Source organism: Campylobacter sp. RKI_CA19_01116, assembly GCF_025771405.1.
Taxonomy (GTDB): Bacteria; Campylobacterota; Campylobacteria; order Campylobacterales; family Campylobacteraceae; genus Campylobacter_D.
In genome coordinates, this window is the sequence record NZ_JAKMQF010000001.1 from 184775 (window position 1) to 201192 (window position 16418).

The following is a 16418-nucleotide window of genomic DNA, read 5'->3' on the forward strand; positions in this document are numbered from 1 at the left end:
TCAAGGCATTAAAACAATATCCACTAAATCATTTTCTTTTATATCATCATGTGCTATCATTAATGCGGCTTTGTGGTTAAGGTTGTTGATGATGGCACTTGAGCCTTGTTTTTTGCCTTTTAAATTGGCATAAATTTTTCCATCTTTAAATTCTACATTACAAGCTACAAATTCTAAATGCGGACTTTTTTTCTTATAGTCAGTATTTGCAAATGCTTTAAATACATAGTCTTTTTCTTGTAAAAGCCAAGCATTTAAAAGTTCTCTTACATATAAATTAAACATCACCATAGCCGAGTATGGAAAACCCGGTAGGGCAAAGATGAATTTGTCTTCAAATTTGGCTATTTTGATGTGTTTACCAGGCTTTACATTGACTTTGTCTAAGATGATTTCATACTCTTTAACAGCTTGCTTTAAAAAGTCAAAATCCCCCATGGAAACTCCACCGGTGGTAACTAAAATATCACACGCATTAAGTGCTTGCTTTAAAACACTTGGAGTTTTTTGCATATCATCCTTTAAAAGTGGGAAAATTCTAGCTTCAGCACCAAGTTTTTTTGCCATATTAGCTATGGCTACATGGTTTGATGAGCGAATTTGTGCAGGGTGCTCTAAGCTTTCGCCCAAGTCTTTGATCTCACTTCCACTACTTAGCACGCCTATGATAGGTTTAGCAAAAACACTAATGTGAAAATATCCAAGCTCGGCTAAAAGTGCTATCTCGCTATAGCCTAGTTTTGTACCTTTGGTGAGTAAAATTTCATCTTTGGTGTAGCTCTCACCCACCTTTCTTACAGCAAAGCCTTGTGGAACTTTTTCTTTTATATAAACTACACCTTCTTTAACTTCAACTTTTTCCACAGGCACTAAGGTATCACAACCCTCACTCATTAAAGAGCCTGTAAAGGTTTTAACACATTCTTTATTTTGTATTTTAAAGCTTGGAAAAACTCCCGCAGGTACTTCACCTATGATAGACAAAGGCTCATCTTGCTCACTAAATTTAATCGCATAGCCATCCATAGAAGCTGTGGGAAATTGAGGGTTGTTAGTAGAAGCTTTGATATCTATGGCTAAAATTCTATCTAAGCACTGTGTTAAAGCGATGTTTTCTATCTTTTCATATGTTTGTATGTGTGAATGAAGTATGTCTAAACTTTGGCTATAAGAAGTTAGCATTTTAGTCCTTAGTGCTTAAAATTCCTGCTCCTTGAAGTTTCAAAGAGCGTTCTTTGGCATAAATTTTTTCGCCATTAATGATATCATATTTCCATATAGGTGCACTTGCTTTAAAATCTTCTACAAAGTCATTAATTAGCTTAAGTCCTAGTTTTCTTTGCTTGCTTAAAACCCCAGCAAAATAAGAACTCTCATGCACTTTAACCTCACCGATAGAGTGAGCAAACATCAAGCTTACATTTTCATTTGCAAGTTTTTGGCACCATTTTTCAAACCAAGTTTTTAATAAAGGCTCATATATATCAAAACTCAAAGCCTCAATCTCATCTTCAGCCCTCACTATACCGCAAAATGTGATCAAAGCTCCGCAGTTTTTATCTTTAGCATATTCATACCATCTAGCATAAATGCTAGGAATTTCTAAGGCTCCTTGATGTAATTCAAACATGACTCATCCTCCACAAACCGGTGGTAATAAGCATATTTTATCCCCATCTTTTAAGGTAGTTTCATCATCAAAAACCATTTCATCATTTAAAGCAACCGCACAAAGCTCAAGCCATTCTTTTAAGCTTTCATCTTGTCCTAAAATTGCTTTTAATTCTTTAAGATTACTTACATTTAGTTCTAAGCTTTCTTTGTTAATTGGCCCTAGAAATTCAACTTTTACCATTTTTTACCTTTATTCTTTGATTTCTAAAATTCCCATCATTCCAAGATCTTCATGCTCTAAAATATGGCAGTGAAACATTCTAATACCAGTAAATTTTTGACTCATTCTAAGTCTTAATTCTTCCCCAGGTCTTACATTAATCGTATCTTGTAATGCTCTGAATTTTGCTTTTGTTATTTTACCCTTAAATTTAGAAGATATGAGTTCAAATTGTGTTCCGTGTATATGGAAAGGATGATCCATATGTGAAGAATTTTTTACTACCCATTCTTCTACTTCATTTAATTTTGAGGTTAAATCTGTTCTATTCATATCAAATGTTTTACCATTGATTAAAAACATAGAAGCAAGGCTTTTTTTGATTTCTTCTTCACTTTTCTTACTAATATCATGCATTTGCATATGATCTTCGCTCATAATCACTTCTTTAAAGCTTGTAGCTTCTTTTAAAGGTGGAAATTCGCGTAATTTTTCAGGTATGTTTTCTATAGTTTTTTCTACTTTAAGATCAGCTAACATAAGAGTGTAAGGTTCTTCTTTAACAAGCATTTTATCGCGGTCATAATAAGTACTTTCAAGTTTAAAATCACCTTTATTTGCTTTGATTAGTACTTCTACTCTTGAAGCAGGACTTAAAAATAACTCATCTAATTCAATACCTTTTTCTATAAGCCCTCCATCAGTTCCTACTAAAATAAATTTAGCACCTTTAATGCGTAAATTTAAATATCTTGCCGCACAAAAATTATAAATACGAATTCTTTGAGCTTTGTCAAGTGTTATTTTTGGCTTTAATTGTCCATTGATAAGAACTAAATTTCCTTCTCTACCATTTAGCCAATCAAATAAATTATTATCAGGAATTTGTGCATTTTCATCTAAACGCAAATCGCTAATCACCCAATCTTGTTCTTGTAAATGCGACAATGCATCTTTTTTAGCTTTTACTACAAATACCCCTGCTAAACCTTTATAAACTTGCTTTGCTGTGGTATAGTGTGGGTGTGGATGATACCAGTAGGTTCCTGCTGAATTTTCTCCAAGTTTAAAGCGATAAATTCTTTCTCTACCAGGCATGATAGGATCATGTGGATTACCATCTTGTTCAGGTGGTATATCAAGTCCATGCCAGTGGATAGTAGTTGGTTCTTTTAAACTATTTTTTACCAAAATTTCTACAGTGTCACCTTCATAAACTTCTATTTTAGGTCCAGGTATAGAGCCATTGTAAGTAAAGCATTTTGTTTTTTTACCTTTAACAAGTTCTATTTGACTTTCTTTGACTTCTATACTTGATCTAAAGAAATTTTTCTTTGTGCTTGTGTTTTTTAGAAGTTTTAAATTTGCTAATGTTTGTCCGTTAGGAAAGTCTTTTTCATCGAGTAATTTAATGTTTGGATTTTCTAGTTTGATAAAAGAAGTATCGATTTCTTTTGTATCTTTTTGTGTATGTTTTGAGTGCATATTATGATGAGAATGATCCCCCATTGCATAAGCGCTGCTAATACTTGCTAAACCTAAAGCATTAAATTTTAAAAATAACCTTCTGTCCATCAAATTTTACTCCTAAATTAATTTTGATTTGGATTTTGATTATAGCTATTATTTGATTAATGATTGTAAATTATAAAAACAAGATATAATTTTAATATGATTTGTTATACAAGTGGTTTTAAATCAAAAATTAAGGATAAATAATGCTAATTAAAAATCATTTAGATAAAGAATTTCAAACCCCTGCTTATATTTTAGAAGAAGATAAACTTAGAAAAAATTGTGAACTTTTGGCTAAAGTGAGCGAGCAAAGTGGAGCAAAAGTTTTACTTGCTCTAAAGGGTTTTGCTTTTTCAGGTGCTATGGATATAGTGGGTGAGTATTTATCAGGTTGTACTTGCAGTGGGCTTTGGGAAGCTAAATTTGCAAAAGAATATATGGATAAAGAAATTCATACTTTTTCACCTGCTTTTAAAGAGGATGAAATAGATGAAATCATCGATCTTTCACATCATATAGTATTTAATTCTTTTAATCAGTTTAAAAAATTTAAAGACAAAGCAAGTAAAAAGTCTCTTGGTTTGCGCTGTAATCCAGAGCTTTCAGTAGCCCCAAAAGAACTTTATAATCCTTGTGGTAGATTTTCAAGACTAGGAATTCGTGCGATTGATTTTGAAAATGAAGATTTAAGTGCTTTAAGTGGGCTTCATTTTCATGCTTTGTGTGAAGAAAGTGCGCATTCTTTAGAGCTTGTGTTAAATGCTTTTGAGGCTAAATTTTCAAAATTTATTAAAAATATGAAATGGATTAATTTTGGCGGGGGTCATCATATCACAAAAGAAGGTTATGACACGCAAAAACTAATTGATCTTTGTGAAAAATTTAGCGATAAATACGGGGTGCAAGTGTATCTTGAGCCAGGTGAGGCTGTGGGTTGGCAGTGTGGGACTTTAGTTGCAAGTGTGATAGACATAGTAGAAAATGAGAAAAAAATAGCTATTTTAGATACTTCAAGCGAAGCTCATATGCCAGATACTATCATCATGCCTTATACAAGTGAGGTTTTAAATGCTAGAATTTTATCAAGCCGTGATGGGGAAAAATATAGCGAGTTAAAAGAAAATGAATTTGCTTATTTACTTGGTGGTAATACTTGCTTAGCAGGGGATATCATGGGTGAGTATGCTTTTAATCAAGAGTTAAAAATAGGGCAAAAAATAGTATTTTTAGATCAAATTCATTATTCCATAGTTAAAAACACCACTTTTAATGGAGTAAGACTTCCAAATTTAATGTTCTTAGATAAGAATGAAAATTTATCTATGGTAAGAGAATTTGGTTATGAAAATTATTCAAAAAGAAACTAAAAATTGAGTTTTTTTGTAGTTTTTTGCAAATTTATGTTTTTTAAATAAAACTTTTTTTAAAATAAAAATGGAAACTGAAAATTAACAAAACTACAACGCTAAGCTTTGGCTAGTGTGTAATGTTTAGGAGTAATTTATGCATAGGGTTATACTAACTCTTTTAGCCTGTTTTAACTTTCTATTTGCTCAAGAAAATTTTGAAGTTAAAAATACTCAAATTTGGGATGTGCAAAGAGTGATGAATATAGAAAGTTATCAAAATTTTGGTGCTTTGTGGACTAAACTACAAGGTGAATATATTGCAAGTGCTGTTTTGATTATACTTATAGTGGTAATTTCAGCTTTTGCATTGCATTATATGGTCATAGGTCCAAAGAAATTTTCTCATGATGGTAAGAAAATTTATGCCTTTTCAGTATTTGAAAGATTGTTTCATTTTGTAGCGGCAATTTCTTGGATTATCCTTGTGCCAACCGGTCTTATTATGATTTTTGGATCATATTTTGGTGGTGGATTTTTTGTAAGAATGTGTAAAAACTTACATGGCATTGCTACTATTTTATTTATCATTTCTATCATTCCTATGCTTTTATGTTGGATTAAAAGAATGCTTCCTGCAAGTTATGATTTAAGATGGATGATGATGGTTGGTGGATATTTAAGTAAAGAGAAAAAACCTGTGCCTGCTGGCAAGTTTAATTTTGGTCAAAAATCTTGGTATTATATAGCTGTTTTTGGTGGATTTTTGATGATAATCACCGGTGCGTTTATGTTTTTCCTTGATTTTAATTCTACTTCTTTACAATCTATTTTTGGAATTTCTCATATAGATATTTTAAGAGCTTCAGCTATCATCCATAATATTTTGGGTATTTTATGTGCGGTATTTTTTGCTATTCATATTTATATGGCTGTATTTGCTATTAAAGGAAGTATCCATTCTATGATTAGTGGTTATAAAGAAGAAGAGGAAGTTTATATTTTACACTCTTATTGGTATAAAGAATTAAGCGATAAAAAACAAATCAATCCATCATTTACTTACGATTCTAAAACAAAATTTTAAAATCTCACTTGATTTTTTTAAATTTTCCTTGTTATAATCAAATAAAAATAACAAGGAAAATTAATGATACAAGATATTGATCTTTCGCGTAAATATTTTTATGAATTTTTTTCAAAAGCTTTTAATTTTATCGATGAAAATGAATTTAAAATTTGGCATGAACAAGTTTTAGTTTTAGCTCAAAGTCCTTTAGATGATAGTTTAAAGTCTGATTTTGAAAAACTTAGTGCATGTGATTTTGCAAGTTTTAAAGAAGAACAAAATGGAGTATTTTTTGATTTTTCTTACGTGAATGTGCCTATTAGCGCTTCTTTTTATGATGAGGGCAGAGATGATGGCAAAATGAAGCTTCAAGCCTGTGAAATCATTAGAAAAACCAAATTTAGAAAAAAAGAAGATTGCAGACAAAGTGAAGATGAATTTGGCTTTTTGTTTGCTTTTATGGCAAGCATTATTGAGCATGATTTGAAAGTTGCACAGCAATTATTTCGCTTTGTGATAAATCCTGTAATAGATGAGTTTATAGAAAAATTACAAATCCATAAAAACTCAAATTTTTACATTGCTATTGCCAATATTATGAAAGTCTTTTTTACAAACGAAAGAGCTTATTTAGAAGTACAAGCACCTGTAAAAAAAGAAGGTAAAAGTATAGCAGATGAAGCTTTACAAAGACTTCCTTATGAACCAAGACTTCCTACTAAATTTAGTAAAACAAATATAGAAGAACTTAGCAAATTATAAAAATTAATATGTATTTTGTTACCAAAATACATATTATCAAAATCATCTTTTTATGAAAATAGAAATTAAATAAAATCTTAAGTGAAAATATGCAAAAGTTATAATGTTTAAGTGTGTAAATACTTTAAAATTAAGTATTTATAGTTATTCTTTACTTTTATTTCAAAGGAGAGAACATGGAGGCCAATCAAAGAAGGGATTTTTTAAAAAAATCTTTGAAAATTGGTGCTTTAGGGGTAGTAGCTGGAGCGAGCGTTAATGCTTTAGCTAAAGATGATTACCAAGAGCAAAATACCGTAGTTTTAGGAAAAAGTACTAAAAAAGAAGTGCTTTATAAAAAAACTATGCATTGGGAAAAATACTACAAAATAGCTTACTAATTAAGAAAGGAAGAAGATGGCATTAGCAAGAAGAAATTTTCTTAAGCTTGCTGGTATTGCTGGTCTTGGAAGTGCGGCTTTTGGTAGTGAAAACAAAGCTATTAGAGCTGCAAGTGAACAAGAAGTAGCAAATCCTTATCCAGATTCTAAGATTGTTAGAACAATCTGTAGTATCTGTAGTGCAGGCTGTGGAATTAAAGCAGAAGTGCAAGATGGAGTTTGGGTGCGTCAAGAAAACGCTATAGAACATCCTATTTCTCAAGGATCACACTGCTGTAAAGGGATAGATCAAATCGATCTTACTAAATCAAAACAGCGTATTAAATATCCTATGAAAAAAGAAAACGGCAAATGGGTGCGTTTAACTTGGGAGCAAGCTATCAATGAAATTGGTGATAAAATGCTTGAAATCCGTAAAGAAAATGGACCTGATAGCGTTATGTTCTTAGGTTCGGCTAAATTTAATAACCAACAAGCTTATTATTTTAGAAAATTTGCAGCATTTTGGGGTACTAATAATATAGACCACGTTGCTAGAATTTGACACAGCGCAACAGTCGCCGGTGTGGCGAATACATGGGGTTATGGCGCTATGACAAATCATTTTGGTGATGTGACTAAACATTCAAAAATGATGATTATTTTTGGTGCAAATACTGCTGTGGCTAATCCTATTGGATTTAAACACTTATTGCAAGCAAAAGATCGTAATAATGCTAAATTGGTAGTTGTAGATCCTGTATTTACAAAAACTGCAGTACATGCTGATGAATATGTAAGAATTCGTCCAGGTACAGATATAGCTTTAGTTTATGGTATGCTTCATTTGATCTTCAAAAACGGTTGGGAAGATAAAGAATTAATAAAAACCAGAACTTATGGGGTTGAAGAAATAAAAGCAGAAGCTGCTAAATGGACTCCTGAAGTTGTAGAAGATGTAACAGGTGTTCCGGCTGCTCAACTTGAAAAAATCACAAGAATGCTAGCTACAATCAAACCTGCTACGCTATTTTGGGCTTTAGGTATTACTCAACACTCAGTAGGTAGCTCTAACACAAGAATTCTAGCTATCTTGCAACTTGTTCTTGGTAATATAGGTAAACCAGGCGCAGGAACAAACATCATCAGAGGACATGATAATGTTCAAGGTGCTACTGATATGGGTTGTTTGGCAGATACTTTACCAGCTTATTATGGACTTGATGATAATGCTTGGAATCACTTCTCTAATGTATGGAATGTTGAGAGAGAGTATTTAAATTCAAGATTTTATTCTAAAGAATGGATGCATGAAAAAGGCTTTTCACTAGCAAAATGGTGGCAAGGTGTTTTACATGAAGAAAAAACTTATTCAAACTCACCTATCCGTGTACTTTGGGTGCAAGGAACGGGTATTACTTCTATGGCACATACGGTAAAAATTCAAGAAGCACTTAAAAAACTTGATATGATCGTAATTGCTGAGCCTTTTGTAAATGAAGTAGCAGTTTTAGCAGATCGTCCAGATGGTATTTATATCATCCCAGCTTGTACTCAATTTGAAACAGAAGGTTATGTAACAGCGACTAACCGTGCTATGCAATGGCGTTCTCAAGTAGTAAAACCAATTTATGAAAGTAAAGAAGACCAAGAGATTATGTTTGCTTTTGCTAAAAAATTTGATTTTTATAAAGAATACACTCGTGGTATGAAAATGGAATTAAAAGATCATAAACTTGTACAAACAAGAGATGATAGTGATGATAATTTCATATGGCCTGATGATGCTACAAGAGAAATGAGTAATGGTCTTTTAAGTATAGGCTTAAGAGGTATTTCAGCTGAACGTCTAAGAAAACACCAACAAAATTGGGAACATTTTGATCCTGATACTCAAAGAGGTATTGGCGGTGAAGTTAAAGGTGAATATTATGGCTTACCTTGGCCTTGTTGGGATAAACAACACCCAGGTACTTCTATCATGTGGAACACGGATATTCCTTATGAAGAAGGTGGTATGGGCTTTAGAAATCGCTTTGGTTTAGAGCATGATGGGCATTCTCAATTAGCAGATGAAGCCTTTACTCCAAAAGGATGTAAAGTTAAAGGTGGCTACCCGCAAATCACTAAAGAAAATATCGAAAAAGTGTTTAATATCAAACTAAGTGATAAAGAAAAAGAATTAATGGGTGCTAGCTGGAGCACAGATATTTCAGGTATAATCTTAGAAAAATGTAGAGAAAAAAGTGCTTGTTGTTTAGGTAATGCAAGAGCGAGAATGAAAGTTTGGGAATTTGCTGATCCTATTCCACTACATAGAGAGCCTATTCACTCACCTCGCTGGGATTTGGTTAAAAAATATCCTACTTGGGGTGATCAAGAGAAAAACTTTAGGGTTGAGAGTAAATTTATTAGCGAGCAACAAAAAACAGATTGGAGCAAAGAGTTTCCAACTATTATTTCAAGTATGCGTTTAGTAAATTTAAGTGGCGCGGGTATGCTTGAGAGAACTAGTAAATATCTTGCTGCAATCACACCTGAGATGTTTGCTAATGTGCACCCTGAACTTGCTTTAAAATATGGCATAAATGATGGTGATATGATGTGGATTCACTCACCACAAGGCACTAAGATTAAAGTAAAATGTGTGCATAATCATTCAGTTACACCAGATAGAATTTGCTTGCCTTATAATTTTGCAGGTATTATGCAAGGAGTGGATTTAAGTTATAATTATCCTGAAGGCACTAAACCTTATACTATAGGGGAAAGTTCTAACACGGTTACTAACTATGGTTTTGATATAAATACGCAAATTTCTGAGTTTAACGCAGGACTTTGCAGACTTGAAAAGGCTTAAGGGGTAAGTTATGGCTAGAATGAAATTTTATGTAGATAATAATCGCTGTATTTCTTGCTTTGCTTGTCAAGTAGCTTGTTCAAGTGCGCACGAAGTGCCAGTAGGAATTAATAGAAGAAAAGTAATCACTCTAAATGAAGGTATAGAAGGCAAAGAGTTTTCAACAACTCTTGCTTGCCAACACTGCACAGATGCTCCGTGTGAGCAAGTTTGTCCTGTAAAATGCTTTTATATTAGAGCTGATGGTATTGTTTTACATGATAAAAAAACTTGTATAGGTTGTGGGTATTGTCTTTATGCATGTCCTTTTGGCGCTCCACAATTTCCAAGAGATGGTGCTTTTGGCATTAAGGGTGAAATGGATAAATGTACTATGTGTGCAGGTGGTCCTGAGCCTACTAACTCTCATGAAGAAAGAGAGCTTTATGGACAAAATCGTATTGCAGAAGGTAAAGTACCTATGTGCGCTGCGGTTTGTTCTACAAATGCACTTTTGGTTGGTGATGCAGCTGAAGTTAGTACAATGTATAGAAAAAGAGTTTTACTCAAGGGTCAAAACTTAGGACTTGATGCAAAATAACTCAAAAGGGTGTTTACAAGCACCCTTTTTACCACTTATAATCCAAGGTTAATTCATGGAAGAGCTAATTTTACAAATTCAAAAAAATCTTGATGAAAATAATAAACTTACTTGTAAAAAAGCACTAGAACTTTTAAAACAATACTCTAAAGAAGATTTTCAAGCTATTATAAAAGAATTAGGCGTAAAAATTTCAGATTGTGAGCTAGGTCAATTTGGCAAGTTAAATAAAAATATAGCAAAAAGTGAAATTTTAGAAAAATTAGAAACAAAATTAGATTCTAAGCGTCGTATAACATGTAAAGATGCTTTAGAATATGCTAAAGACTTTAATATGGCTGATATGAGAGCTACACTTAAAACTTATAAAATTGATGTTAAATACTGTGAACTTGGTTGTTTTGAAGAAAAAAAAGGTAAAAAATTTCATGTAAAAAGTAAAATTTGGGTAGAAAATTCTGAAGGAGAATTGCTTTTTGGTAAAGGTAAAACAGATATTTTAGAATTAGTAGGAGAATGTGGAAGTATTTCCCAAGCGGCTAAACAACTAGGGATTAATTATAAAAAAGCATGGCTTTATATACAAGATTTAGAAAAAAATATGAAAGAAGAATTACTCATTGCTAAAAAAGGAAGAGGAAGTGAGTCAGGTAGTAAACTTACTCCAAGAGCTTATGAGTTAATTCAAAATTTTAAAATTTTACAACAAGATGTAGAAGAATACACCAATAAACGCTTTAAAGAATTATTTTTTAAGAAAAATCAAGAAAAAAACAAAACTTAATTTGAATACAAGTTATAACAATATATCATTAAATAAAAAAGGTAAAAGATGAAAGTTGATTGTAGAGATTTAGCTTGTCCACGTCCTGTGATAGAAACAAAAAAAGCTTTAGAAGAGTTAAAAGAAAATGAAAATTTAGAAATTCTTTTAAATTCTCAAGCTTCTAAAGAAAATGTAATGAGATTTTTAAAATCTTTAAATTTGGAATTTAATGTTAAAGATTTAGATGATGAGAGTATTATTAGCATTGTAAAAGATAGCAATATAGCTCATAATCAAGAAAAAAATTTACAAGAATACAATGTATTATTTTTAAAAAGTGATAGAGTAGGCGAGGGAGAACTTGGAAAAAATCTAATGCTAGGTTTTTTAAAAACTTTAAAAGATTTACCTAATAAACCTGCAAAAATCCTTTGTGTTAATGATAGTGTTTTGATGAATACTGATTGCTCTCATATGGCATTTGAAGCCATGAAAGAACTTGAAAATTTAGGAGTTGAAATTTATAGTTGCGGGGCGTGTTTGGAATTTTTTGGCAAAAGCAAAGAGCTTAAAATAGGTAAAATAGGTAATGCTTATGAAATTTTAAATGAACTTTTTGGAAAGGCAAAGATTATCTCTTTATGATATATAAAGATCAAAAACTAACCCAATATGTAAAAGCTGCGGGTTGAGCTGCCAAATTAGACTCGGTGGGTCTTGACAAAATTCTTGGCATTTTAAAACCGCATGAAAACATTTTAAGTGGTATTGATAATAATGAAGATGCAAGTGTTTATAAGCTAAATGAAGATTTAGCTTTAGTGCAAACTCTTGATTTTATTACACCTGTGGTTGATAGCGCGTATCATTTTGGCGCTATAGCTGCTGCAAATGCTTTAAGTGATGTATTTGCTATGGGTGCTGAGACGATTAATGCTTTAAATATTGTAGGCTTTGATACTTGTCATTTTAATAATGAAATTTTACTTGAAGTGTTAGAAGGTGCTAGAGTTAAGGTTGAAGAAGCTGGTGCTGTGCTAGTAGGTGGGCATACTATAGAAAATGATGAATTTATTTTTGGTCTTAGTGTAACAGGTGTAGTTCATCCTAAGAAATTTATAGCTAATAATAGCGCAAAAGATGGTGATGTGATTTTACTTACTAAACCTATAGGTAGTGGTATTATTAGTACTGCTATCAAGGCTGGTTTGCTAGAAAAAGCAAAGATTTTAAAAGCAGTAGAACAAATGAGTTTTTTAAATCTTTATGCAAGTCGTATTTTAAAGAGCTTTAAAAGTCTTAGTGCTTTAAGCGATGTTACCGGTTTTGGCCTTTTGGGACATTTAAAAGAAATGTTAAATAAAGAGCTTATGATAGAAGTATATAAAAATGAAATTCCTTTAATGGATGGAGTTTTGTCAATGGCTAATATAGGGATTATCCCAGCCGGAGCTTATAAAAATAAAGATAGTCTAAAAATTTGGGTTGAAAATTTAAATGAAAAAGATGAGGATATAGTGTATTTTGATCCTCAAACTTCAGGTGGACTTTTAGCTAGTATGAGTGAAAATGAAGCAATTGAGGCTTTAAAAATCTTAAAGGATCATAATATTGAAGCAAAGATTATTGCTAGATGTGTAAGAAATACTCATAATTATTTATTATTGCGCTAATATTTTATTTACAATCAAAAATATATGTTTATATTTGTTACTTTTTTACATAAAAAAATAAATTACAAATAAATATATGTTGATTTTCGTTGCAATTTTTGTATCATAAATACATATTAACTATTAAAGTGGAGGAAAAAATGATACAAAAAGCTTTGCAATTAGCTGAAGAATTACAAAGAAAGATAGAAAGTAATATCTCTCAAAGCGAAAAAGAATTTCATGCCAAAATGCAAAAACTTTTAAACAATCCTAAAAATAAAGTAATGTTAATTGAGCTTTTAGATCGCTCTTTTAGATGTAAAGATAAAAGCGCGAGTTTTGAGCTTATAGAACATACTTTAAACAAATATGGTATAGCTGATTTTTTTAGTGCTTTTGAAAAATTTTTACTTTTTTCATTTTTAAATTTTGGAAAATTTGCACCAACTCTTAGTGTGCCATTTTTCATTAAGCATTTAAGAGAAGATACTAAAGCTATGGTTTTAGATGCAAATCCTAGTGTTTTAGAGCCTCATATGCGTAAAAGAAAAGATGAAGATAAAATTACTTTAAATGTAAATTTAATTGGTGAAGAGGTTTTGGGCGAAGCTGAGAGTGCTTATAGGATGAAAAAATACGAAGAAGCATTAAAAACAAGCTATATTACTTATATTTCTATTAAAATTACTACCATTTTTTCCCAAATCAATATCATTGATTTTGAATACTCTAAAGATGAGGTGGTAAAAAGATTGGATAAATTATATGCTCTTGCTTTAGAGGAAGAAAAAAAGCAAGGTGTGTCTAAATTTATCAATCTTGACATGGAAGAATTTAGAGATTTAGAATTAACCGTTGAAGCTTTTATGGAAAGTGTTGCAAAATACGATATTAAAGCAGGTATTGTTTTACAAGCTTATTTGCCTGATTCTTATGAGTATTTGAAAAAACTTTTTGCCTTTTCTAAAGAAAGAGTTTTAAAAGGTATGAAGCCTATAAAAATTCGTTTTGTTAAAGGAGCGAATATGGAAAGTGAAGAAACTATAGCTTCACAAAGAGGTTGGGCTCTACCTACTTTTTATAAAAAAATTGACACCGATAGTAACTATAAAAAAATGCTTGATTTTGTCTTAGAGGGAGATAATCATAAATATATTAATATAGGTATTGCAAGTCATAATTTATTTGAAATTGCTTATGCTTATACTAGAATTTCACAAGCTGGAGCTTTATCATCTTTTACTTTTGAAATGCTTGAGGGTATGAGTTTGCAATGCTCTTATGAGCTTTCTAAAATGCATGATCTAATACTTTATGCACCAGTTTGTGATGAAGCACATTTTAACAATGCTATTGCATACTTAGTAAGAAGACTTGATGAAAATACTAGTGAAGATAATTTCATGAGATATTTTTTCAATCTTAAAATTAATGATAAAAATTGGCAAATACAAAAAGAATTATTTATAAAATCTTTAGAAGGTGTTGCTAGTTTGGATAATTCTACTCATAGAACTCAAGATAGAAATAATGAAACAAAGGCTATTAGTTCTTATGAGAGTAAAGAATTTAAAAACGAACCTGACACAGATTTTATCTTAAAAGCAAATAGAGAATGGGCTAAGGGTATAAGAGCTAAGTATGAAAATTTAGAAAATTATGATGTCTATCCAGTTGCAAAAGAAGAAATTAAAAACGAAAACTTACAAGTAGTAGAAGTTAAAGATAAAATCAAAAATCGCACTATAGGTAAAGCACACTTAGCAGGCCAAGCAGAGATCAAATACGCTTTAGATGTAGCTAAGAGCTCAAATTTTAGTGATTTAAGTCATGATGAAATTTATAAAATTTTAGCAAAAACTGCTCAACTTGTTAGAGAGCGTAGAGGAGATTTAATAGGTATAGCAGCTTTAGAAGTAGGAAAAACTTTCTTAGAAATTGATCCTGAAGTTAGTGAGGCTATAGACTTTTTAGAATTTTACCCACATTCTTTAGAAAAATTAAAAGAGCAAAATCCAAATACGACTTTTAAAGCAAAAGGCATAGGCGTGGTGATTGCGCCATGGAATTTCCCAGTAGGTATTTCAGTAGGAACCATAGCAGCGCCTTTGGCCGCAGGAAATAAAGTGATATATAAACCATCATCTTTATCGATGTTAACAGGTTATATGCTTTGTAAATGCTTTTGGGATGCAGGAATTCCTAAGGATGCTTTGATTTTCTTACCTGCTAAAGGTAGTGATATATCAAAATATTTACTTGTTGATCAAAGTGTGAAATTTTCAGTATTAACTGGTGGAGAAGAAACTGCTTATGCAATGCTCAAAGCTAATCCAACATTGCTTTTAAGTGCCGAAACAGGCGGTAAAAATGCAACCATTGTTTCTAAATTTGCTGATCGTGATAGTGCGATTAAAAATATCATTCATTCAGCTTTTTCAAATTCAGGTCAAAAATGCTCTGCTACTTCTTTACTGGTTTTAGAAGAAGAAGTTTATAATGATGAAGATTTCAAAAAGACTTTGGTAGATGCTGCTAGTTCTATGGCGGTTGGAAATCCATTTGTGTTTAAAAATAAACTTGGAGCTTTAGCAGATAAACCAGATGTGAAATTACAAAAAGCTTTAGATGAATTAGCTCCGTATGAAAGTTGGGCTTTAAAACCTAAATTTATAGATGATAATCCTTATCTTTTAACTCCAGGGATTAAATATGGTACTAAAAAAGGTGATTTTACGCATATGAATGAGCTTTTTGCACCAATTTTAACTGTAATGAAAGCAAAAGATTTAAAAGAAGCTATTGATATAGTAAATTCTACAGGTTATGGACTTACAGCAGGATTTGAAAGTTTAGATGAGAGAGAATGGGAATATTTTCACACTCACATAGAGGCAGGAAATATTTATATTAATAAACCAACAACAGGAGCTATAGTTCTTAGACAGCCTTTTGGTGGTATTAAAAAATCAGCCATTGGTTTTGGTAGAAAAGTTGGAATTTATAATTACATTACCCAATTTTTAGATATAGAGCAAAGTCAAGCTGATCAAAATGTTTTAGACAATGAATTAGTATCAAATTTAAACGCTTTAAGCTTGGATTTAAATGAAAAAGATAAAGCTGATTTTGAAGTCATTAAAGCTATGGCAAGAAGCTATGCTTATCATGCAAAACATGAATTTGCAAGTGCGAAAGATTATGTCAATATAAGAGGTGAGGATAATCTTTTCTCTTATACAAAGGTTAAAAATATCGCTTATAGAGTGCATAAAGATGATAGCTTAAAAGATATTTTAGGAGTTATTTTAGCAGCTAGTGTGCTAAATATTGATCTTATTTTAAGTTATGATGAGCATGAAAAAATAGATCTTGTGCAAAAGATTAATCAAAAAATTAGTTCAAAAACTTTATTCCTTAAAGAAAGTAAGGAAAATTTCATTAGCAAAATAGCTGATTATGAAAGAATTCGTTATTTTGCTCCATTAGATGTTAATGATGAAATTTTCATAAAGGCAGCAAGTTGCGCAAAAATCATCGCTAATGCTAAGCCTTTAATGAATGGACGTTTTGAGTTGCTTTTATATCACAATGAAAAAGCTTTAAGTATATCCTTCCATCGTTATGGAAATCTAGGCATTCGTGCTTTAAAATAATATAAAAAGGAGATAA

14 protein-coding genes are annotated in these 16418 nt (G+C 31.4%); 10 read left to right on the top strand and 4 right to left on the bottom strand.

The window, feature by feature from the left end; all coding sequences use genetic code 11:
• From L8U41_RS01000 to L8U41_RS01015, 4 genes are read right to left on the bottom strand one after another with little or no spacing between them, the layout of a single operon-like run.
• A complete protein-coding gene (locus L8U41_RS01000) occupies positions 1-1182 on the bottom strand; it encodes a molybdopterin molybdotransferase MoeA (protein ID WP_263727578.1) in 1182 nt (393 codons plus the stop codon).
• Position 1183: 1 nt separating this feature from the next.
• On the bottom strand, positions 1184-1630 hold the full coding sequence (locus L8U41_RS01005; RefSeq protein ID WP_039627992.1) for a molybdopterin synthase catalytic subunit: 447 nt from the start codon (positions 1628-1630) through the stop codon (positions 1184-1186).
• 3 nt (positions 1631-1633) lie between these two features.
• A complete protein-coding gene (locus L8U41_RS01010) occupies positions 1634-1855 on the bottom strand; it encodes a molybdopterin synthase, small subunit (protein ID WP_039617593.1) in 222 nt (73 codons plus the stop codon).
• A 9-nt stretch (positions 1856-1864) separates the two neighbouring features.
• Positions 1865-3409 (bottom strand): multicopper oxidase family protein, encoded by a 1545-nt coding sequence (locus L8U41_RS01015; RefSeq protein ID WP_263727579.1) that lies wholly within the window; start codon positions 3407-3409, stop codon positions 1865-1867.
• A 143-nt stretch (positions 3410-3552) separates the two neighbouring features.
• On the opposite strand from L8U41_RS01015, the gene nspC reads away from it, so the two are divergent.
• The 10 genes from nspC (at position 3553) to L8U41_RS01065 (ending at position 16402) form a co-directional block, all read left to right on the top strand.
• The gene (nspC, locus tag L8U41_RS01020; RefSeq protein ID WP_263727580.1) at positions 3553-4716 is read left to right on the top strand and encodes a carboxynorspermidine decarboxylase; all 1164 of its coding nucleotides are present in this window, start codon (positions 3553-3555) and stop codon (positions 4714-4716) included.
• A gap of 136 nt (positions 4717-4852) precedes the next feature.
• Positions 4853-5782: a formate dehydrogenase subunit gamma gene (locus tag L8U41_RS01025; RefSeq protein WP_263727581.1), complete on the top strand. Its 930-nt coding sequence runs from the start codon at positions 4853-4855 to the stop codon at positions 5780-5782.
• A 63-nt stretch (positions 5783-5845) separates the two neighbouring features.
• Positions 5846-6526 (top strand): molecular chaperone, encoded by a 681-nt coding sequence (locus L8U41_RS01030; protein WP_263682715.1) that lies wholly within the window; start codon positions 5846-5848, stop codon positions 6524-6526.
• A gap of 176 nt (positions 6527-6702) precedes the next feature.
• Positions 6703-6906 (top strand): twin-arginine translocation signal domain-containing protein, encoded by a 204-nt coding sequence (locus L8U41_RS01035; protein ID WP_012661099.1) that lies wholly within the window; start codon positions 6703-6705, stop codon positions 6904-6906.
• 16 nt (positions 6907-6922) lie between these two features.
• Complete coding sequence (locus tag L8U41_RS01040; protein WP_263727582.1) at positions 6923-9745, top strand: formate dehydrogenase subunit alpha; 2823 nt, start codon at positions 6923-6925, stop codon at positions 9743-9745.
• Between the two features lie 10 nt (positions 9746-9755).
• Positions 9756-10325: a formate dehydrogenase FDH3 subunit beta gene (gene fdh3B, locus L8U41_RS01045; protein WP_263727583.1), complete on the top strand. Its 570-nt coding sequence runs from the start codon at positions 9756-9758 to the stop codon at positions 10323-10325.
• 55 nt (positions 10326-10380) lie between these two features.
• Entirely contained in the window at positions 10381-11109 is a 729-nt protein-coding gene (locus L8U41_RS01050) for a winged helix-turn-helix domain-containing protein (RefSeq protein ID WP_263727584.1), read from the top strand.
• 48 nt (positions 11110-11157) lie between these two features.
• Complete coding sequence (gene yedF, locus L8U41_RS01055) at positions 11158-11736, top strand: sulfurtransferase-like selenium metabolism protein YedF (RefSeq protein WP_263727585.1); 579 nt, start codon at positions 11158-11160, stop codon at positions 11734-11736.
• Positions 11733-12764 (top strand): selenide, water dikinase SelD, encoded by a 1032-nt coding sequence (gene selD, locus L8U41_RS01060; RefSeq protein ID WP_263727586.1) that lies wholly within the window; start codon positions 11733-11735, stop codon positions 12762-12764. The genes yedF and selD overlap by 4 nt, the downstream gene beginning before the upstream one ends.
• 140 nt (positions 12765-12904) lie before the next feature.
• Positions 12905-16402 carry a bifunctional proline dehydrogenase/L-glutamate gamma-semialdehyde dehydrogenase gene (locus tag L8U41_RS01065; RefSeq protein ID WP_263727587.1) on the top strand — a complete coding sequence of 1166 codons (3498 nt, stop codon included), beginning with the start codon at positions 12905-12907 and terminating at the stop codon, positions 16400-16402.
• Positions 16403-16418 lie beyond the last annotated feature (16 nt).

Bases quoted from the DNA above. Each gene is read 5' to 3' on its own strand.
- L8U41_RS01015 (WP_263727579.1), bottom strand. From the start codon at position 3,409: ATGGACAGAAGGTTATTTTTAAAATTTAATGCTTTAGGTTTAGCAAGT.
- L8U41_RS01065 (WP_263727587.1), top strand. From the start codon at position 12,905: ATGATACAAAAAGCTTTGCAATTAGCTGAAGAATTACAAAGAAAGATA.
- L8U41_RS01000 (WP_263727578.1), bottom strand. From the start codon at position 1,182: ATGCTAACTTCTTATAGCCAAAGTTTAGACATACTTCATTCACACATA.
- L8U41_RS01025 (WP_263727581.1), top strand. From the start codon at position 4,853: ATGCATAGGGTTATACTAACTCTTTTAGCCTGTTTTAACTTTCTATTT.
- yedF (WP_263727585.1), top strand. From the start codon at position 11,158: ATGAAAGTTGATTGTAGAGATTTAGCTTGTCCACGTCCTGTGATAGAA.
- fdh3B (WP_263727583.1), top strand. From the start codon at position 9,756: ATGGCTAGAATGAAATTTTATGTAGATAATAATCGCTGTATTTCTTGC.
- L8U41_RS01050 (WP_263727584.1), top strand. From the start codon at position 10,381: ATGGAAGAGCTAATTTTACAAATTCAAAAAAATCTTGATGAAAATAAT.
- L8U41_RS01030 (WP_263682715.1), top strand. From the start codon at position 5,846: ATGATACAAGATATTGATCTTTCGCGTAAATATTTTTATGAATTTTTT.
- nspC (WP_263727580.1), top strand. From the start codon at position 3,553: ATGCTAATTAAAAATCATTTAGATAAAGAATTTCAAACCCCTGCTTAT.
- L8U41_RS01010 (WP_039617593.1), bottom strand. From the start codon at position 1,855: ATGGTAAAAGTTGAATTTCTAGGGCCAATTAACAAAGAAAGCTTAGAA.
- L8U41_RS01005 (WP_039627992.1), bottom strand. From the start codon at position 1,630: ATGTTTGAATTACATCAAGGAGCCTTAGAAATTCCTAGCATTTATGCT.
- L8U41_RS01035 (WP_012661099.1), top strand. From the start codon at position 6,703: ATGGAGGCCAATCAAAGAAGGGATTTTTTAAAAAAATCTTTGAAAATT.